Source organism: Enterobacter cloacae complex sp. IR53030 (genome assembly GCF_049238365.1).
Classification (GTDB): domain Bacteria; phylum Pseudomonadota; class Gammaproteobacteria; order Enterobacterales; family Enterobacteriaceae; genus Enterobacter; species Enterobacter kobei.
Genome location: NZ_JBMKHA010000036.1, coordinates 12980 through 28778 on the forward strand (window position 1 = coordinate 12980; position 15799 = coordinate 28778).

Here is a 15799-nt window from a genome sequence, read left to right on the forward strand (position 1 = left end):
CTTGTCAACCTTCTCAGGAGCATCAGCATGGCCAGAAAACAATGCCAGGTCTGCGGCCAACCCGCCACCGTGCGGGTGGAAGCCAATCTCAACGGTCGTAACAGCACCATGCTGTTGTGCGACGACCATTACCGGCAATTAGTGCGCCAGCAAAAGCGCACCGTTTCGCCGCTGGAAGCCTTGTTCGGCTCGCGTAGCGGCCTGTTCGAGGACTTCCTCGGCAGTGACTTCTTCCGCATCGGCGAAGACGCGACGCCAGTTGCCGCCGATACCGATGACGTGGTCGATGCCTCGTTTGGCGAGCCCGCCACCGCAGGTTCGGGTGCGCCGCGCCGTCGCGGCAGTGGGTTGGCCAGCCGCATCAGCGAACAGTCGGAAGCCTTGCTGCAGGAGGCCGCCAAACACGCTGCCGAATTTGGCCGCTCCGAGGTGGATACCGAACATCTGCTGCTGGCGCTGGCCGACAGCGACGTGGTCAAGACCATCCTGGGTCAGTTCAAGATCAAGGTCGATGACCTCAAGCGGCAGATCGAGTCTGAGGCCAAGCGCGGGGACAAGCCCTTCGAGGGCGAGATCGGCGTGTCGCCGCGCGTGAAGGATGCGCTCAGCCGCGCCTTCGTGGCCTCCAATGAACTCGGCCATTCTTATGTCGGTCCAGAGCATTTCCTGATCGGTCTGGCCGAGGAAGGCGAAGGGCTGGCCGCCAACCTGCTGCGCCGCTACGGCCTGACGCCGCAGGCGCTGCGCCAACAGGTCAGCAAGGTGGTCGGCAAGGGCGCCGAGGATGGCCGCGCTGAGACGCCGACCAACACGCCAGAACTCGACAAGTACTCGCGCGACCTGACCAAGATGGCGCGCGACGGCAAGCTCGACCCGGTGATCGGCCGCGCGCAGGAGATCGAAACCACCATCGAGGTGCTGGCCCGGCGCAAGAAGAACAACCCGGTGCTGATCGGCGAGCCGGGTGTGGGCAAGACCGCCATCGTCGAAGGGCTGGCGCAGCGCATGGTGGCGGGTGAAGTGCCCGAGACCTTGCGCGACAAGCGCCTGGTGGAACTCAACATCAACGCCATGGTGGCCGGCGCCAAATATCGCGGCGAGTTCGAGGAGCGCGTGCAGAAGGTGCTGAAGGAGGTGACCGAGCACCAGGGCGAGCTGATTTTGTTCATCGACGAGGTGCACACCATCGTCGGTGCCGGCCAGGGCGGTGGCGAAGGCGGGCTGGACGTGGCCAACGTGTTCAAACCGATGATGGCGCGCGGTGAACTCAACCTAATCGGCGCCACGACGCTGAACGAGTACCAGAAATACATCGAGAAGGATGCCGCACTGGAGCGGCGCTTCCAGCCGGTGACGGTGCCCGAGCCGACGGTGGCCCAGGCCATCATGATTCTGCGCGGCCTGCGCGACACCTTCGAGGCGCACCACAAGGTCAGCATCTCCGAGGACGCGATCATCGCGGCGGCCGAGTTGTCCGACCGCTACATCACGGCGCGCTTCCTGCCGGACAAGGCGATCGACCTGCTCGACCAGGCGGCCGCGCGCGTCAAGCTGTCGGCCACGGCCCGGCCGGTGGCCGTGCAGGAGCTGGAGTCCGAACTGCACCAGCTGCGGCGTGAACAGGATTACGTGGCCGCGCGCAAGCAGTACGACCAGGCCGCCGAGCTCGGCAAGCGCATCGAAGCCAAGGAGGCCGAGCTCAAGAAGCTCGTCGAGAACTGGGAGCGGGAGCGGGCCTCCGGCAGTGCCGAGGTCAAGGCGGAACACGTGGCGCAGATCGTCTCGCGCCTGACCGGCATCCCGGTCAACGAGTTGACGGTGGAAGAGCGCGAAAAGCTGCTGCACTTGGAACAACGGCTGCACGAGCGCCTGGTGGGACAAGACGAGGCGGTCCGTGCCGTGGCCGATGCCGTGCGGCTGTCCCGCGCCGGCCTGCGCGAAGGCAGCAAACCGGTGGCTACCTTCCTGTTTCTGGGCCCGACCGGGGTGGGCAAGACCGAGCTCGCCAAGGCATTGGCCGAATCGATCTACGGCGATGAGCACGCCCTGTTGCGCATCGACATGTCGGAATATGGCGAACGCCATACCGTGGCGCGGCTGGTGGGCGCGCCTCCGGGCTATGTCGGTTACGACGAAGGCGGTCAGCTCACCGAGAAGGTGCGGCGCAAGCCCTACAGCGTGCTGCTGCTCGACGAGATCGAGAAGGCACACCCTGACGTCTACAACATCCTGCTGCAAGTGTTCGACGACGGTCGCCTCACCGACGGCAAGGGCCGGGTGGTGGATTTCACCAACACCATCATCATCGCCACGTCCAACCTGGGTTCGGACATCATCCAGCGACGGCTGAAGGCGCGTGGGGCGGCCGACGAGGAGTACGAAAAGACCAAGGCCGAGGTCATGGACGTGCTGCGCGGCCACTTCCGGCCCGAGTTCCTCAACCGCATCGACGAGATCATCGTCTTCCATGCGCTGGGCAAGGAGGAGATCCGCCACATCGTCGGCCTGCAGCTCGATCGCGTGGCGCGCAGCGCCGCCAGCCAGGGCGTGACGCTCACTTTCGATCAGACGCTGATCGACCATTTCGCGGAAGAAGGCTACAAACCCGAGTTCGGTGCGCGTGAACTCAAGCGCCTGATCCGCAGCGAGCTGGAAACTGCGCTGGCGCGCGAGATGCTCGGTGGCAGCATCGGCAAGGGCGATCACGCCAGCGCACGCTGGGACGACAAGGCCGAACGCGTGGTGTTCGAACGCAAAGAGCTACCGCAGACCCCGGCCGAGCCGGAGCAGCCGGATGTCGCGAAGGCGACCGAGACGCCGCACGGCGACGCTGGCAAAGGCTCGCGCAAGAAGAAGTCGGCGAGCGACGCATCGTGATGGGCGTGTTCGAGCACGCCTACCGGATTCTCGACATCAACCGCGCGGTGCTGGAGCGCTGTGCGCGCGAGCTGCTGGCGCGGGAAACGCTCGACGAAAGCGATATCCGTCAATTGACTCAAGGACTTGTTCGGAACTGAAAACAGTAGTAGGTGCCATTCAGAGTAAACCGACGGCTCTGTTCAGTGCGTCATCCAATTCGTCGGCATTGTTCAAGGAGAACCGATATGTCTGCATTGACTCCGTGGGACCCCTTCCGGGAACTGGATGAATTGCAAAACCGCCTGGCGACGATGTCCGGACGAATACCCCAGCGACAGGGCGCCCGTACCGGCAACGAAGCCATGACCACGGCGGACTGGGCTCCAATGGCGGACATCAGCGAGGATGAGAACGCATTCCTCCTCAAGCTGGATCTGCCGGAGGTCCCCAAGGATGCCGTGCGCGTCAGCGCGGAAAACGGTGTGCTCACCATCAGCGGCGAGCGCAAACTGGAAAAAGAGGAGCAGGGCAAGAAGTTCCACCGCATCGAACGTGCCTATGGCCGCTTTGTGCGCAGCTTTGTCTTGCCTGACAACGTTGATCCGACCAAGGTGACGGCTTCCATGAAAGACGGCGTGCTGGAAGTGCGGCTTGTCAAGGCCGAGCAAGCCAAACCGAAACAGATTGAAATCTCAGTCAACTAACTTCAATCAAGAGCCCAAGATCATGAATATCAAACAGCCACAATACACCTTCTCCGCACTTGCCCTGGCGGTTGTCGTCGGACTGAGCGGACCGGCTCTGGCCCAATCGGCGGCAGGTTCTAGCCCAGGTGCTTCAGCACCCTCTGCCGCATCCAAGGCGGCACAGCCACAGGTAGATGACAAGGCCGCCCGGGAAGCCGATAAAAAGCGTGCCGAGCTCACTCAAGACGCCATCACGGCGCTCACCAAGACCCAGGAGGCTTTGACCCTCCTTGATGCAAACAAGACCAAGGAGGCGCTTGCTGCGCTGGAACTGGCCAGCGGAAAGCTGGAACTGGTATTGGCACGCGACGCCAAACTTGCTTTGGCGCCGGTCGATGTACGCGTCATCACCCACGATATCCACGCCAACGTGGAATCGGTAAAGAAAGCGGTCAAGTTGTCTCGGGAGTTGTTGGGTGATGGCGAGGTGCAAAAGGCCCGGCCCATCATTGCCAATCTGGCCAGCGAAATCGTAATCCAAACCGACAACCTTCCGATGGCAACGTACCCGGCAGCGATCAAGTCGGCCGCACGGCTCATCGACAGCGGCAAGATCGACAACGCCAAAGCGGAACTCGCCCGAGCACTGAACACGCTGGTGGTGACCTCGGTCGCCTTTCCTCTGCCCGTGCTACGGGCCGAAGCCGCGATGGCAAAAGCTGAAAAGCTGGCCGAGACCGACAGGCGCGATGCCAAGCAGAACGAGGAGCTCAGCACCTTGCTGTCGTCCGTGCGCACGGAGATCGAGATGGCGCAGATCCTGGGTTATGGCAAGAAGGCGGACTTCAAACCCATCTTCGATCAGGTGAAGTCCATTGAGCAAAAGTCGGCTGGTGGCAAAAGCGGCAAGGGATGGTTCGACGAGTTGAAGACGCGCATCCAAAAGCTGTTTTGAGGTGATGAAGGGGCTGACTGCTCTGTCGGTCAGTCTCGCGATGTTCGCATTCAGCCCCAATAGATTCGCCTATTTTCACTATCTCATACGAGGCATATCACCATGAATGAGCAAACACCGAATCCCAATGCGACGAACGAAGGAAAAAACGAACAGGCCGCGGTAAGCAGCCTTCCTGTCAGTCCAGAGTCCAAGCCTGAAGTCGTCACGGAGGTACAGCCTGAGGTTCAGAAAGAAACGGACTCGCAGGCGGCAGACAAACGTAAACAAGTCCTCGATGAGGCAGTCTCGGCCTTGTCGCTGACCAAATCAGCGCTGGCCGCACTTGACGGCAAGGACACTGCACGCGCATTGGCAACGCTGGCCGAAGTGACGGGAAAGCTGGAGCTGATCGTCGCGCGCGAACCCACGCTCGCCCTGGCCGGCGTTGATGTGCGCACCATCGTGCACGACTTGTTCGCCAACACGGAAACCATTGAGGCGATGACCGACGAGGCGCTGGATGCCCTCAAACATGGCGAGGTGCAACAGGCTCGCCACGTGCTGGCTTTGCTGGCCAGTGAAATCGTGATCACGGTCACCAGCATCCCTTTGGCGTCCTATCCCGCAGCCGTGAAGGCAGTCGTGCCGCTGATCGATCAGGGCAAGATCGAAGAAGCCAAAGCCGCGCTGCAGTCAGCGCTCAGCACGCTGGTCGAGGAGCGCAGCGTGCTTCCGCTGCCCGTCCTGCGTGCGAAGCTGCTCCTGAAGCGCGCCGAGCCCCTGGTAGAAGATGGTCAGCGCAGCGAAGCATCCAATGAGCGCCTGGAGACATTGTTGAACGAAGCCCGGCAGCAGTTGGAAATGGCAGAACTGCTGGGCTATGGAAAAAGGAAGGACTTTGAGCCCCTGTACGCTGAACTCAAGAAAATCAAGGAAAAGACGGGAGGGGGAGGCTGCGGAAAAGGCTGGCTCGATGAAGTCAAGGCAAAACTGTCCAGGTTGTTCTGAAACCGCTGGAGAGGGGGCGCATAGCGCCCCCTCTCTTGTCCCATGAGTGTTTGATTTTTTATTTTGTATAGATCTTTAGGAGATATTGCATGAAAACAGACACCATCGCCAATTCCAATGCGGATGACCCCACCAAAGCACTGTGTTCGCTGAGCCAAAATTGGTGGCTTTTTGTGCTGCGCGGTGTCTTGGCATTGATTTTTGCAGCCCTCGCGTTCTGGATGCCACAATCGGCTCTGTTGGCCATGACCATCATGTTCGGCGCATTTTCCTTGGTCAATGGCGCGTTCAACTTGTTTGCAGCGGTGCGCCATATCCAGAAAAAAGAGCGCTGGGGCTGGCTGCTGTTCAGCGGCATTGTCGGCATACTTACGGGCGTCGTCGTCCTGGTTGCTCCTTGGGTCGCCACGATAGTCTTGGCTTCTTTTTTATGGGCTAGCGTGGGCTTCTGGGCGATTTTCACCGGTGTGCTGGAGATATCCGCCGCCGTTCGGCTGCGTCGGGAAATCAAGGGTGAAATCTGGCTTGCCCTCAGTGGACTGCTCTCGATTATCCTTGGTGCTATCGTCTTGTGGATATTTTTTACCCGTCCGGTCGAGTCATTCGTGGCCGCAGGCTGGCTGTTGGGTTTCCATGCGGCAGTCTATGGCGTCACGCTTTTGTTCTTGAGTTGGAGTCTTCGCAAACGCGCCTGGGGTAAGAGCGTGCCAAACCAAAATCTATGGATATGAGCATCCTCGATTCATGCCTCCATAGAAATGACATCGAAGGAGTCATACATGCAGATACAATATAGCTATCGAGCTATCGACAAAGAGTTTCATGAACCTTGGCAGAGAGCTTTGGGAAATGTGATCGAGCACGCCCTCAAGCCATTGCTCGACAAACACACTAAAGATTCAGCGCGACTTCAAATCGTCCTTGATCGCGACAAGATCAAGCGGCAATTTCTGGCCAGTGGCTATATGCACCTGCCCGGCAAAAAGATTGTCAGCGTTACTGCATCACATGACGAGCTGACGCCCCTCGCGCAGATGCTCGCACAGTCGTTGTTCCGTCAGGCCAAGAAGCATTTTGACCGACTGCATGCTCAGGATCAAATCAAGCGCAAAGCACGACGCGAGCGCTTGCGCGAGCTCAAGGTGCGGATTGCCGCAAAACCCGCATCAGCCGCCCATGAGGCCGAGGTGACCCGAATGCCTCTACTGTCGAAACTTGAGGCTGTCGCAAGGCGTGAGCTGGCTTATCTGCGGGCCGTCGGCGATTTACCGCGCGATTATCCGACGCTGCGCGACGTGGTGGATGAAGCGATTGTCCGAGCTAAGGTGGAATGGCAATCCGTGCCGGGGGAAAAAGAGGCTTACACCGGTCTTTTGAAGCATCTGTTCGCCGTCCTGGATAACGAAGTGGCAAGCAGCCGGCAATTTGGCGAATTCGTTTCTCTGGACGCGCCGGTCGAACCGGATGCCCAAGACGTGGCCGAGGCCATGGTGGAAGAGGAAATCTTCGAATTTTATCAGCACGATGACACACTCAAGCTGGCCGATATTTTCGCTGGCAGTCAGCATCCCGATGTCGCAACGATCGCGGAACAGGAGGAGCTGATTGATCGGTCGAGCGAGTTCGCTTTTGCATTTGACCTGCTGAAGGACATGCCGCGTTTGTGGCGGCGCATTTTTCTGCTTATCCGTGTGGACGGGCTGAATGCCAGCAGCGTCTCTGAAATCCTGCTGATTCCTAGTAAGGAAGATGCTGTCCGAAGGTGGCTCATGCAGGCCGAAGCATTCATCGCTGCTCATCTGGAAGAGGCCGGAGTAAGCAAAAACGGGAACGATTGGCTCCAAGGCGTTGATTGGTCGGCATTGTCTGTGACCCGAAACGAGGCAGCCTCACTGTGGTCCAAGGAGGCGAACCATGAAGAATGATCTTCACCTTGTCTGCCCGCATTGCCAGTCCATCAACCGCGTACCGACTGCGAAGCTATCGGAACATCCCAACTGTGGCCGCTGCCAGCAGCCCTTGTTCACGGGCGAGCCCATCGAGTTGACCACGGCGACGTTCTCGCGCCACGTGGAGCGCAGCGATCTGCCGCTGCTGGTCGATTTCTGGGCGCCATGGTGCGGGCCGTGCAAGATGATGGCGCCACAGTTCCAGCAAGCGGCGCACCAGCTCGAACCGAGGATCCGGCTGGCGAAGGTGAATACCGAGGCTGAGCCCCACCTGGCCACGCAGTTCGGTATCCGCAGCATCCCGACGCTTGCCCTGTTCCAGGGTGGGCGGGAAATCGCCCGTCAGGCCGGCGTGATGGGCGCGCAGGACATCGTGCGCTGGACGTCGACGCAAGTGGGACGCTGACCGATGCAGGGCTTGCTCGGCACTACACTAATCCTGCTGGCAGCTTGCAGCCTGGCGGCGATGGCGACGGCGGCGTTCAGAGTGCCCGCCTTGCTGGGGTATCTCTCTGTCGGCGTTGTACTGGGCCCCTCAGTCATCGGCGTGATCGCGCCGGGGGAGACGCTGAGCTTTCTGTCCGAGCTGGGCGTGGCGCTGCTGTTGTTCATGGTCGGACTGGAATTCTCCCTCGGAGACTTCTGGCTCGCCCGCAGGACGGTGCTGATGGCGGGCGCTCTGCAGATGATCGCCGTGGCCCCGCCGCTGATCCTGCTATTGATGTGGCTGGGGCAGCCCGGCCAGAGCGCCGCGCTGCTCGGCACTGCGGCGGCCATGTCGTCCACGGCGCTGGTCAGCCGACAACTGGCCGACCAAGGCGAGCTCACCACCCGCCACGGACGCAGTGCCATCGCCGTGCTGGTCTTTCAGGACCTGGCCAGCGTGCCCCTGCTGGCCTTGCTGGCGATCTGGGCGCGCGGCGAGTCGCCGAAGATCGAGCATGTGCTGCTCGAAGTATTCGGTGTGCTGCTGCTGTTCGCGGCAGCGGCCCTCGTCTCGCGCCGTCTGTTGCATGGCCTGCTGGGCTGGGTGGCGCGGCGGGGCCACGAGGAATCGTTCGTGCTCGTCTCCTTGTGCGTGGTGGTGGCTGCCGCCGCTGCTGCGCACGCGGTCGGCGTATCCGCCGCCCTGGGGGCCTTCCTCGCCGGGATGGTGCTGGGCGAGAGCGACTTCCGGCACCACATGGAAAGCCACCTCAGGCCGTTTCGCGATGTGTTGTCGGGCGTGTTCTTCGTGACCATCGGCCTGCAACTGGACGCAGCACAGATTCTTTCGGCACCGCTGGCGGTGCTGGCGTGGCTGGTGGTGCTGGTACCGGTCAAGATCCTGCTCAATACGCTGGCCTTGCGGGCGACGCGCCTGTCCGCCCTCGATGCCTGGCGCACGGGCATAGCGTTGGGGCACGGCGGCGAGTTCGCCCTGCTGTTGTTGGGCACGGTCTTGCAGCAGCATCTGATCCCCGCGACCGTCGTCCAACCCATGCTGGTCGCGCTGGTGCTCAGCATGGCCCTGGCACCGCTACTGATCCGCCATCACGATGTACTTGCCCGGTTCTTGAGCCGCACCGGCGGCGTCATTCAGCCACCCCAGGCTGAAGAAGTCGAGATCGCCGCGCAGACGACGCGATATCGAGACCATGTCATCGTTTGCGGCGCGGGCGAGCTTGGCCTGACAGTCAGCGAGATTCTTCGCCACGCCGGCGTGGCGCATCTGCTGCTGGAGGCGGACGCGCAGAAGGTAGAGGCCGCGCGTGCCGCCGGCGCGCCGGTGTTCCATGGCGATGCCAGTCGGCCCGATACCTTGCTGGCTGCCGGCTTGACGCATGCGCACTTGGTGGTGCTAACGTTCGCCCATGCCCAGCAAGCGTTGCGCATCGCCCAGGCGATTGCCGAGCGCCGTCCGGCGCTAACCTTGTGGGTGTCATGCAGAAGTACGACCGCGGCCGATGCATTTCGCGCCATGCCTAACGTGCGCGTTTATCAGCAATCCTTTGCCGCAGCTATTGGGCTGGCGGAACAGGTGATGTCGACGCTTGGCATGTCGACCGAGTTGATTGAAGGACACATCAGTGCAATGCGCCGCCGTCTCGACAGCAGCCGTTTTCCAGGGAGTTCATAGTCATGAAATCAAAACGCCTTAACCCATTTCAGGTCTTGCGTGACCAATTGGCCATCATGAGTTTTTACGAGCGCTTCGAGCAGGTCGTCGCGCTCGTGCTGTCGGCGGTGATCGCCGTCATCATCATGGTGTCGCTGTTCCAGCTCATCTCCATCGTCTTCACGCTGCTGGTTCTCGATGCCTTCAATCCCCTGGACCACAAGGTATTCCAGAGCGTGTTCGGCATGATCATGACGCTCTTGATCGCGATGGAGTTCAAGCATTCCATCGTGCGCGTGGCGCTGCGTCGGGACAGCATCATCCAGGTTAAGACGGTGGTCCTGATCGCGGTGATCGCACTCTCCCGCAAGTTCGTGATCCTCGACTCCGACGCGAGCCCCGCAAAGATAGCCGCGCTGGCAGGCGCCACGCTGGCTCTGGGTGCGACCTACTGGCTGCTGCGCAAGCGCGGCGACCGCGCCGCCGAGACCTCTGAGCATGACCCGTCATCATCCGAGTGATCCGCGCACTGCGCTCTTGCAACACCGCTGGCTCAACCGCCTGCAGACCGGGCTGTTGGTCCTGACCCTGGTCGGGATCGCAGCCGCAGCAGGGAGACTGCCATTTGGGGAAGGCTGCCTGTGGCTCGCGCTGTTTGCCGTTGCAGGTGCGTTGCTGCTGGACCCGGTAGCCGCGTCGGCGCTGAGCTTGCGCCTGTACCGCGTACGGGCCTTGCACCCGCAACAAGCCCACGAGATGTGGGCCCTGTTGCGCGAGCTGCCCGCCACGCCGGTGCCGCACTATGTGCCCAGTGCCGTCGTCAACGCCTTCGCCACCGGATCGAAGCAGGAGGCATCGATCGCCCTCACCGATGGCCTGCTGCGCAGCCTGAGCCCACGCGAGCTGGCGGGTGTGCTCGCGCACGAGGTCGCGCACATCACTAATGAGGATCTGCGTATCATGGGGCTGGCGGATTCCGTCAGTCGCCTCACGTGCCTACTGGCCCTTATGGGACAGATCGCGATCCTGCTCAGCCTGCCCGCGCTGCTGGTTGGCGCGGCGGAGGTCTATTGGCCTGGTCTATTGTTATTGGCCGCATCGCCCCAACTGGCCCTGCTCGCACAGCTCGGCTTGTCTCGCGTGCGTGAGTTCGACGCTGACCGCCTTGCGGCGGAACTGACTGGCGACCCGCAGGGGCTGGCGTCCGCGCTGGCGAAAATCGAGCGGGTCAGCCGCTCCTGGCGTGCCTGGCTATGGCCGGGATGGGGCAATCCCGAGCCCTCCTGCTTGCGCACGCGTCCGGCAACGCAAGAGCGCATCGCACGCCTGCTGACGTTGGCGCCTGGGCCAGCATCAGCGTTGCCACTCCGCGCGCCCCATTTTTTGCCGGAATCCGCTTTGGCGACGCGCCCACCGCGCTGGCGCCCGAGCGGGCTGTGGCGCTGATTGCCCATCAACAGGAGACGTCTCATGGCCTATCTCGACCCGTACCAACGCCCCGCGCCGGACCGCTTCGTCCGGCGCTGGCTCTTCATCACCGCCTGTATTGCCGCGCTCATGCTGCTGTGGCAGTTTCTGTCTGCCATCGAGGCCTGGTTCAGTCCGCGCGAGGCAGCAGAACGCACCGTGATGGCGCGTGGCGATCTGGCGGCGGACGAGAAAACCACCATCGAACTGTTCGAAAAATCGCGCGCCTCGGTGGTCTACATCACCACCGCGCAATTAGTACGCGATGTCTGGACGCGCAACGTGTTCTCCGTGCCGCGCGGCACTGGCTCGGGCTTCATCTGGGACGACGCCGGCCACGTCGTCACCAACTTCCACGTCATCCAGGGCGCGTCCGAAGCCACCGTCAAACTGGCCGACGGCCGCGACTACCAGGCCGCGCTGGTGGGGACGAGCCCCGCGCACGACATCGCCGTGCTCAAGATCGGCGTCGGTTTCAAGCGCCCGCCGGCCGTGCCGGTCGGCACCAGTGCCGACCTCAAGGTGGGTCAGAAGGTGTTTGCTATCGGCAACCCCTTCGGCCTGGACTGGACGCTCACCACTGGTATCGTCTCCGCGCTCGACCGCTCGTTGCCGGGAGAAGCGGGCGGCCCGGCCATCGATCACCTGATCCAGACCGACGCCGCCATCAACCCCGGCAATTCCGGTGGCCCGCTGCTCGATTCGGCTGGGCGGCTGATCGGCATCAATACCGCCATCTACAGTCCGTCTGGCGCCTCGGCCGGAATAGGCTTTGCGGTGCCGGTCGATACCGTCATGCGCGTGGTGCCGCAACTCATAAAGACCGGCAAGTACATCCGTCCGGCGCTGGGCATCGAGGTGGATGAGCAGCTCAACACGCGTCTGCAGGCGCTGACCGGCAGTAAGGGCGTATTCGTATTGCGCGTGACGCCGGGCTCGGCGGCGCACAGGGCCGGGCTCGTCGGCGTCGAGGTCACCGCAGGCGGCATCGTGCCCGGCGATCGCGTTATCAGCATCGACGGTATCGCCGTTGACGACGTCACCACATTACAGGCCCGGCTAGACGACAAGAACGTTGGAGATGTTGTGGTCTTGTTAGTGGAGCGGGCCGGCAAGACTCGCGAGATGCTTGTGGAACTACGACCGGGAGTTTGATGGAAAGTGGGTCATGGATCTGCACAGCGAAGCAGCCAAGCGACTTCAGCCTTGCGCCGAACTACGAGCCCTAGCTAGGGATGGTCTGAAGTAGCCCTGTATTTCCGGCTGACTTCTGCCACTGCTGATTTTGAAAGCGGTGAACCGATCAAAAACGATCGGATCACCCGCTCATTTCGGTGCTTTCAGCCGTCGCGAGCACCTTGCGACGGCCATTTTCCGCATTACAGGCGCACCTCTCCTGCGCTTGCCAGCAAATGTCGGCGGGCCATCCATAGGTTCGACAGGGCAAACAGCGTCACCAGTTGTGCAGTGTTCTTCACCAGCCCTCGGAAACGTACCTTGGTGTAGCCGAACTGCCGCTTGATCACGCGAAACGGGGGCTCTACCTTCGCTCGCACTTGCGCCTTGGCCTTCTCGATCTTGCGCTTGGCTTTGTACAGGGCGCTGCGTTTATCGAGCATCTTGTAGGTGCTGCGGCGTGCTGCGACCTGCCAGATCACTTCTCGGTCGGCATGCTCGGAGCGCTTTTCGACGCCTGTGTAGCCGTCATCGGCGCAGACGACGTTCTCGTCGCCGTGCAGCAGTTTGTCGACCTGGGTGACATCCGCCACGGTGGCTTGTATCTAACAGTTTGTGGTGATTAGCTACCACCACTGAAGCAGAGTGAGCCGCCCCCTTCCCTTAAGGTCAGAAAAGTCGGCACCGCTGAACCTTGATTTGCAGCACATGGCCCTCCGCTTCACCTTTCACGCCAGCACATCAGGTTGAACGGTTATCGGGAGCTCGACTCCGTATGTACAAGGCGAACAGGCGTGACGGTTTATGTGAGAGGAGTTTGACCATGTTTCCAGTCGGCATTGACGTAAGTAAAAACACCCTGGATCTTTGCATGCTTTATGACGGTATCAAAGGACGCATAAAAACCCGTAACATCCAGAATAACAGACATTCAGTTGAAAATATTCTTCGCTGGCTCAGGCTTCAACATTGCAGTCCGGAAGATGTTCATGTGGTAATGGAAGCTACCGGTGTTTATCACGAACGGCTGGCCACTGAATTACATGATGCCGGTTTCCGGGTTTCTCTGGCCAACCCTCACCGTAGTCGGGAGTTTGCGCGTGGCATGGGAATCATGACAAAAACGGATAAGGTGGATGCGTATATGCTGGCCTGTTACGCATTCCTTAAGAAGCCACACCGCTGGGAGCCGCCGGCACCCGAAATCAGATATCTCGGTGCACTCCTGCGACGGCGGGATGTTCTGCTGGGTGATGCCCTGCGTGAGGAGAACAGGCTGGAAAAATACCTGTCGACAGACACACCTGCAGATATTATCAGTTCCTGCAGGCGTATGGCGCAGCTTCTGCGCGAGGAGGTAAGTAATATCGAGCGGCAGATAAAAGCACATATCAAAGCCAGCCCTGCACTGAGGCGTGATTATACACTGCTGACCTCAATTAAATCGGTTGGTCCCCAGCTGGGGATGCATATGCTGGTCGTGCTTCGCAGCCATAACTTTGTATCGGCTGAGCAGGCTGCCGCCTTTCTGGGCGTGGTGCCGATCGAGAAACGCTCAGGCACATCGGTCCGGCGCCGGCCGCGGATGTCGAAAATCGGCCCCCCTCAGTTGAGAGCGAAGCTTTACATGTCCGCCCTGTGCGGAAAAATCTACAATAAGCGAATGCGTAATATTTACGATGAGATGTGCCTGCGGGGTAAACCTAAAATGGTGGCCATTGGCGCGCTGATGCGGAAACTGGTGCACTGGTGTTATGGCGTCCTGAAGACCGGAACCGTTTTTAATGACGAAGACCTGAAACCGGCACTGTCAACCTGACTATACCAGGCTGGCATTAAACACAAGGTAACGCTCACTGCAATAAGTGAGCGCAGTCCGTTATGAGCGAAGAGCGGATATTCAGACCGACTGATAGCTGATTTTGAGTTGCCAAAAAGAGCGCTCCTATTCAGTACAAAAAAGATGGTAATGTTTCATAAAATCTCTTAGGCCTTGCAGGAATGGTTTTGAAATGAATGGATCTTGTTTGTGTGGAACAATTGAATTTGAACTTACTCATAAACCAGCAGTGTTTTATCGTTGTCATTGCTCGCTTTGCAGAAAGCAGAGCGGCGTGGGTTACAATCTCGCCACACTAGTCAAAGACAGTGAGTTTCGCTGGATTAAAGGGGAAAACTGCATTGCTTCATGGTCTAAGCCAACGGGGTACCGTACAGATTTTTGCAATGTATGTGGCTCAACTGTGCCTAACAGTCTGCGAGACGTACCTTATGTCTGGGTTCCTGTTGGTTTAATTGACGAACGTCTTGAAATGGAATGTGCAGGAGACTTCTGCACTGATGATGCAATGCCCTGGGATGAAACCCGCTCACCTAGTTGTCACGCTGGACCTGTCGAGTCTCTAGCCTCGCTTTTAAAGTACCTGAAACTCAATTCCTGAGCGTCAGCATTTGGCACAAAGCAGACGTTAAGACTTACAGCATCGGGAAACTTCTGGATGCCGCGTCAGCGGCATGGAGGCGCCAGATGAGGTTACATGTGTCTGTGGAGTCAAATGGCGCCGAAAGCCCGGCGTAGCCGGTTACCGGGCTATAAATTCTGCCACCCTACCCCCTGCCCTGATTAGCCTTAACCATCTAACAGCAATGAAGAAGTCAAAGTAATCCCTTTTAACCCCGGTGAGCGGGCTTTACGGCGTTTACGACGTAAAGGGCGTGATTTCCGGGGCCTTAGCGGCGGCAGCTTGCTGCTGACGCTTAGGGGGATGTTCATAAAAAATCTCAGCGACACCAGGGAACTTAACATGGTAGCTGCCAAGCCATACCCGCTTAAAACGTCTCAGACGCCTCTGTACGCGGTCGGAGTGGTCCCGGCAGGGCGTCAGCCGCAGCCGGGGCGTATCTCCGCGTTAGCGGGCCGCAGGGCCGCTTACGAGCGTGTACCCGACAACTGACCGCAGCTCCACCCACAGCGATGAAGAAGAGTAGTTACAACACCCATCATTAAAAGCGACACTACTCCCGGCCTTCGGCCGGGGGCGGCGGCGCTTTTCAGTGGTGGGGAGGGGCTCCTGGCCGGCAAACCAGCGCTTGTTTTATGATGAATCTCATTATGAATGCTGTAACTAATTTAATTCTCCGGCCGGGGCCCGTCGCGAAGCGATGGGAGCTCTCTTTGGTGTTGCCGAACCGGCGCGACCGTCAGGTCGCTGCAAGGGCGGGCATTATCAGGAGCCTGTCCACAGGGCAGGCGATGAACAGGTTATGTGTTTACAGGATTTATTAAAGGATTTTTAAAAGAGATACAGAGCTGATGTTTAAAAGGAACCACGCACCCTGAAAGACTGACGGTTAGCGCTTTGCAAAACCATCGGTTAGCGCCATATGAAATAATCCCTTGCAGTTATTTGTGAATAACAAAAATCGGCCGTCAAAAGTGACGCCGGCGATAACATTTCTGGCCAGTACAGTGCCAGAAAGGCGGTGATTCAGGTAAGTGGGAAGACCTCACTGCTCATAAGATCAGCAATGGCCGGTAACAGGCGTGCGGGCACTGTTGCAAATAGTCGGTGGTGATAAACTTATCATCCCCTTTTGCTGATGGAGCTGCACATGAACC

14 protein-coding genes and 2 pseudogenes are annotated in these 15799 nt (G+C 59.8%); 15 read left to right on the plus strand and 1 reads right to left on the minus strand.

The window, feature by feature from the left end; genetic code table 11:
- The first annotated feature begins 27 nt into the window (after positions 1 to 27).
- The 12 genes and pseudogenes from clpK (at position 28) to ACOTXR_RS23705 (ending at position 12159) form a co-directional block, all read left to right on the plus strand.
- Positions 28 to 2877 (plus strand): heat shock survival AAA family ATPase ClpK, encoded by a 2850-nt coding sequence (gene clpK, locus ACOTXR_RS23650; RefSeq protein WP_023332906.1) that lies wholly within the window; start codon positions 28 to 30, stop codon positions 2875 to 2877.
- Positions 2793 to 3017, plus strand: a pseudogene (locus ACOTXR_RS23655) (hypothetical protein); the annotation flags it as partial. The gene clpK and the pseudogene ACOTXR_RS23655, both read left to right, overlap by 85 nt.
- An 87-nt stretch (positions 3018 to 3104) precedes the next feature.
- Positions 3105 to 3563 (plus strand): small heat shock protein sHSP20-GI, encoded by a 459-nt coding sequence (hsp20-GI, locus tag ACOTXR_RS23660; RefSeq protein ID WP_004118778.1) that lies wholly within the window; start codon positions 3105 to 3107, stop codon positions 3561 to 3563.
- Positions 3564 to 3585: 22 nt separating this feature from the next.
- The gene (yfdX1, locus tag ACOTXR_RS23665) at positions 3586 to 4500 is read left to right on the plus strand and encodes a heat resistance protein YfdX1 (RefSeq protein ID WP_023332905.1); all 915 of its coding nucleotides are present in this window, start codon (positions 3586 to 3588) and stop codon (positions 4498 to 4500) included.
- A gap of 102 nt (positions 4501 to 4602) precedes the next feature.
- Positions 4603 to 5490: a heat resistance protein YfdX2 gene (gene yfdX2 / locus ACOTXR_RS23670; protein ID WP_013307890.1), complete on the plus strand. Its 888-nt coding sequence runs from the start codon at positions 4603 to 4605 to the stop codon at positions 5488 to 5490.
- 89 nt (positions 5491 to 5579) lie between these two features.
- Positions 5580 to 6221 carry a heat resistance membrane protein HdeD-GI gene (gene hdeD-GI, locus ACOTXR_RS23675; RefSeq protein WP_023329026.1) on the plus strand — a complete coding sequence of 214 codons (642 nt, stop codon included), beginning with the start codon at positions 5580 to 5582 and terminating at the stop codon, positions 6219 to 6221.
- 48 nt (positions 6222 to 6269) lie between these two features.
- The gene (locus tag ACOTXR_RS23680) at positions 6270 to 7415 is read left to right on the plus strand and encodes a hypothetical protein (protein ID WP_023326111.1); all 1146 of its coding nucleotides are present in this window, start codon (positions 6270 to 6272) and stop codon (positions 7413 to 7415) included.
- Entirely contained in the window at positions 7405 to 7845 is a 441-nt protein-coding gene (gene trx-GI / locus ACOTXR_RS23685) for a heat resistance system thioredoxin Trx-GI (RefSeq protein ID WP_000786816.1), read from the plus strand. Before ACOTXR_RS23680 ends, trx-GI begins: the two co-directional genes overlap by 11 nt.
- A 3-nt stretch (positions 7846 to 7848) precedes the next feature.
- A complete protein-coding gene (gene kefB-GI, locus ACOTXR_RS23690; protein ID WP_023326110.1) occupies positions 7849 to 9558 on the plus strand; it encodes a heat resistance system K+/H+ antiporter KefB-GI in 1710 nt (569 codons plus the stop codon).
- A 2-nt stretch (positions 9559 to 9560) separates the two neighbouring features.
- On the plus strand, positions 9561 to 10058 hold the full coding sequence (gene psiE-GI, locus ACOTXR_RS23695; protein WP_001514138.1) for a heat resistance protein PsiE-GI: 498 nt from the start codon (positions 9561 to 9563) through the stop codon (positions 10056 to 10058).
- A complete protein-coding gene (locus tag ACOTXR_RS23700; protein WP_023332903.1) occupies positions 10036 to 10983 on the plus strand; it encodes a zinc metalloprotease HtpX in 948 nt (315 codons plus the stop codon). Before psiE-GI ends, ACOTXR_RS23700 begins: the two co-directional genes overlap by 23 nt.
- A gap of 24 nt (positions 10984 to 11007) precedes the next feature.
- A complete protein-coding gene (locus tag ACOTXR_RS23705) occupies positions 11008 to 12159 on the plus strand; it encodes a S1C family serine protease (protein WP_032629948.1) in 1152 nt (383 codons plus the stop codon).
- A 224-nt stretch (positions 12160 to 12383) separates the two neighbouring features.
- On the opposite strand, the pseudogene ACOTXR_RS23710 reads toward ACOTXR_RS23705, so the two are convergent.
- Positions 12384 to 12779, minus strand: a pseudogene (locus ACOTXR_RS23710) (IS5/IS1182 family transposase); the annotation flags it as partial.
- 224 nt (positions 12780 to 13003) lie between these two features.
- On the opposite strand from ACOTXR_RS23710, the gene ACOTXR_RS23715 reads away from it, so the two are divergent.
- From ACOTXR_RS23715 to ACOTXR_RS23725, 3 genes are all read left to right on the plus strand, one after another.
- Positions 13004 to 13999: an IS110 family transposase gene (locus ACOTXR_RS23715; protein ID WP_004118750.1), complete on the plus strand. Its 996-nt coding sequence runs from the start codon at positions 13004 to 13006 to the stop codon at positions 13997 to 13999.
- 193 nt (positions 14000 to 14192) lie between these two features.
- Positions 14193 to 14621, plus strand: a complete 429-nt coding sequence (locus ACOTXR_RS23720; protein ID WP_001554382.1) for a GFA family protein — start codon at positions 14193 to 14195, stop codon at positions 14619 to 14621.
- Positions 14622 to 14984: 363 nt separating this feature from the next.
- A complete protein-coding gene (locus ACOTXR_RS23725) occupies positions 14985 to 15134 on the plus strand; it encodes a hypothetical protein (protein ID WP_182382168.1) in 150 nt (49 codons plus the stop codon).
- Positions 15135 to 15799: the final 665 nt, after the last annotated feature.

What these genes read in the sequence shown, in the direction of transcription:
- hsp20-GI (WP_004118778.1), top strand. Translation starts at nt 3,105, where the DNA reads ATGTCTGCATTGACTCCGTGGGACCCCTTCCGGGAACTGGATGAATTG.
- ACOTXR_RS23720 (WP_001554382.1), top strand. Translation starts at nt 14,193, where the DNA reads ATGAATGGATCTTGTTTGTGTGGAACAATTGAATTTGAACTTACTCAT.
- yfdX1 (WP_023332905.1), top strand. Translation starts at nt 3,586, where the DNA reads ATGAATATCAAACAGCCACAATACACCTTCTCCGCACTTGCCCTGGCG.
- ACOTXR_RS23680 (WP_023326111.1), top strand. Translation starts at nt 6,270, where the DNA reads ATGCAGATACAATATAGCTATCGAGCTATCGACAAAGAGTTTCATGAA.
- clpK (WP_023332906.1), top strand. Translation starts at nt 28, where the DNA reads ATGGCCAGAAAACAATGCCAGGTCTGCGGCCAACCCGCCACCGTGCGG.
- trx-GI (WP_000786816.1), top strand. Translation starts at nt 7,405, where the DNA reads ATGAAGAATGATCTTCACCTTGTCTGCCCGCATTGCCAGTCCATCAAC.
- hdeD-GI (WP_023329026.1), top strand. Translation starts at nt 5,580, where the DNA reads ATGAAAACAGACACCATCGCCAATTCCAATGCGGATGACCCCACCAAA.
- ACOTXR_RS23705 (WP_032629948.1), top strand. Translation starts at nt 11,008, where the DNA reads ATGGCCTATCTCGACCCGTACCAACGCCCCGCGCCGGACCGCTTCGTC.
- psiE-GI (WP_001514138.1), top strand. Translation starts at nt 9,561, where the DNA reads ATGAAATCAAAACGCCTTAACCCATTTCAGGTCTTGCGTGACCAATTG.
- yfdX2 (WP_013307890.1), top strand. Translation starts at nt 4,603, where the DNA reads ATGAATGAGCAAACACCGAATCCCAATGCGACGAACGAAGGAAAAAAC.
- ACOTXR_RS23715 (WP_004118750.1), top strand. Translation starts at nt 13,004, where the DNA reads ATGTTTCCAGTCGGCATTGACGTAAGTAAAAACACCCTGGATCTTTGC.
- kefB-GI (WP_023326110.1), top strand. Translation starts at nt 7,849, where the DNA reads ATGCAGGGCTTGCTCGGCACTACACTAATCCTGCTGGCAGCTTGCAGC.
- ACOTXR_RS23725 (WP_182382168.1), top strand. Translation starts at nt 14,985, where the DNA reads ATGGTAGCTGCCAAGCCATACCCGCTTAAAACGTCTCAGACGCCTCTG.
- ACOTXR_RS23700 (WP_023332903.1), top strand. Translation starts at nt 10,036, where the DNA reads ATGACCCGTCATCATCCGAGTGATCCGCGCACTGCGCTCTTGCAACAC.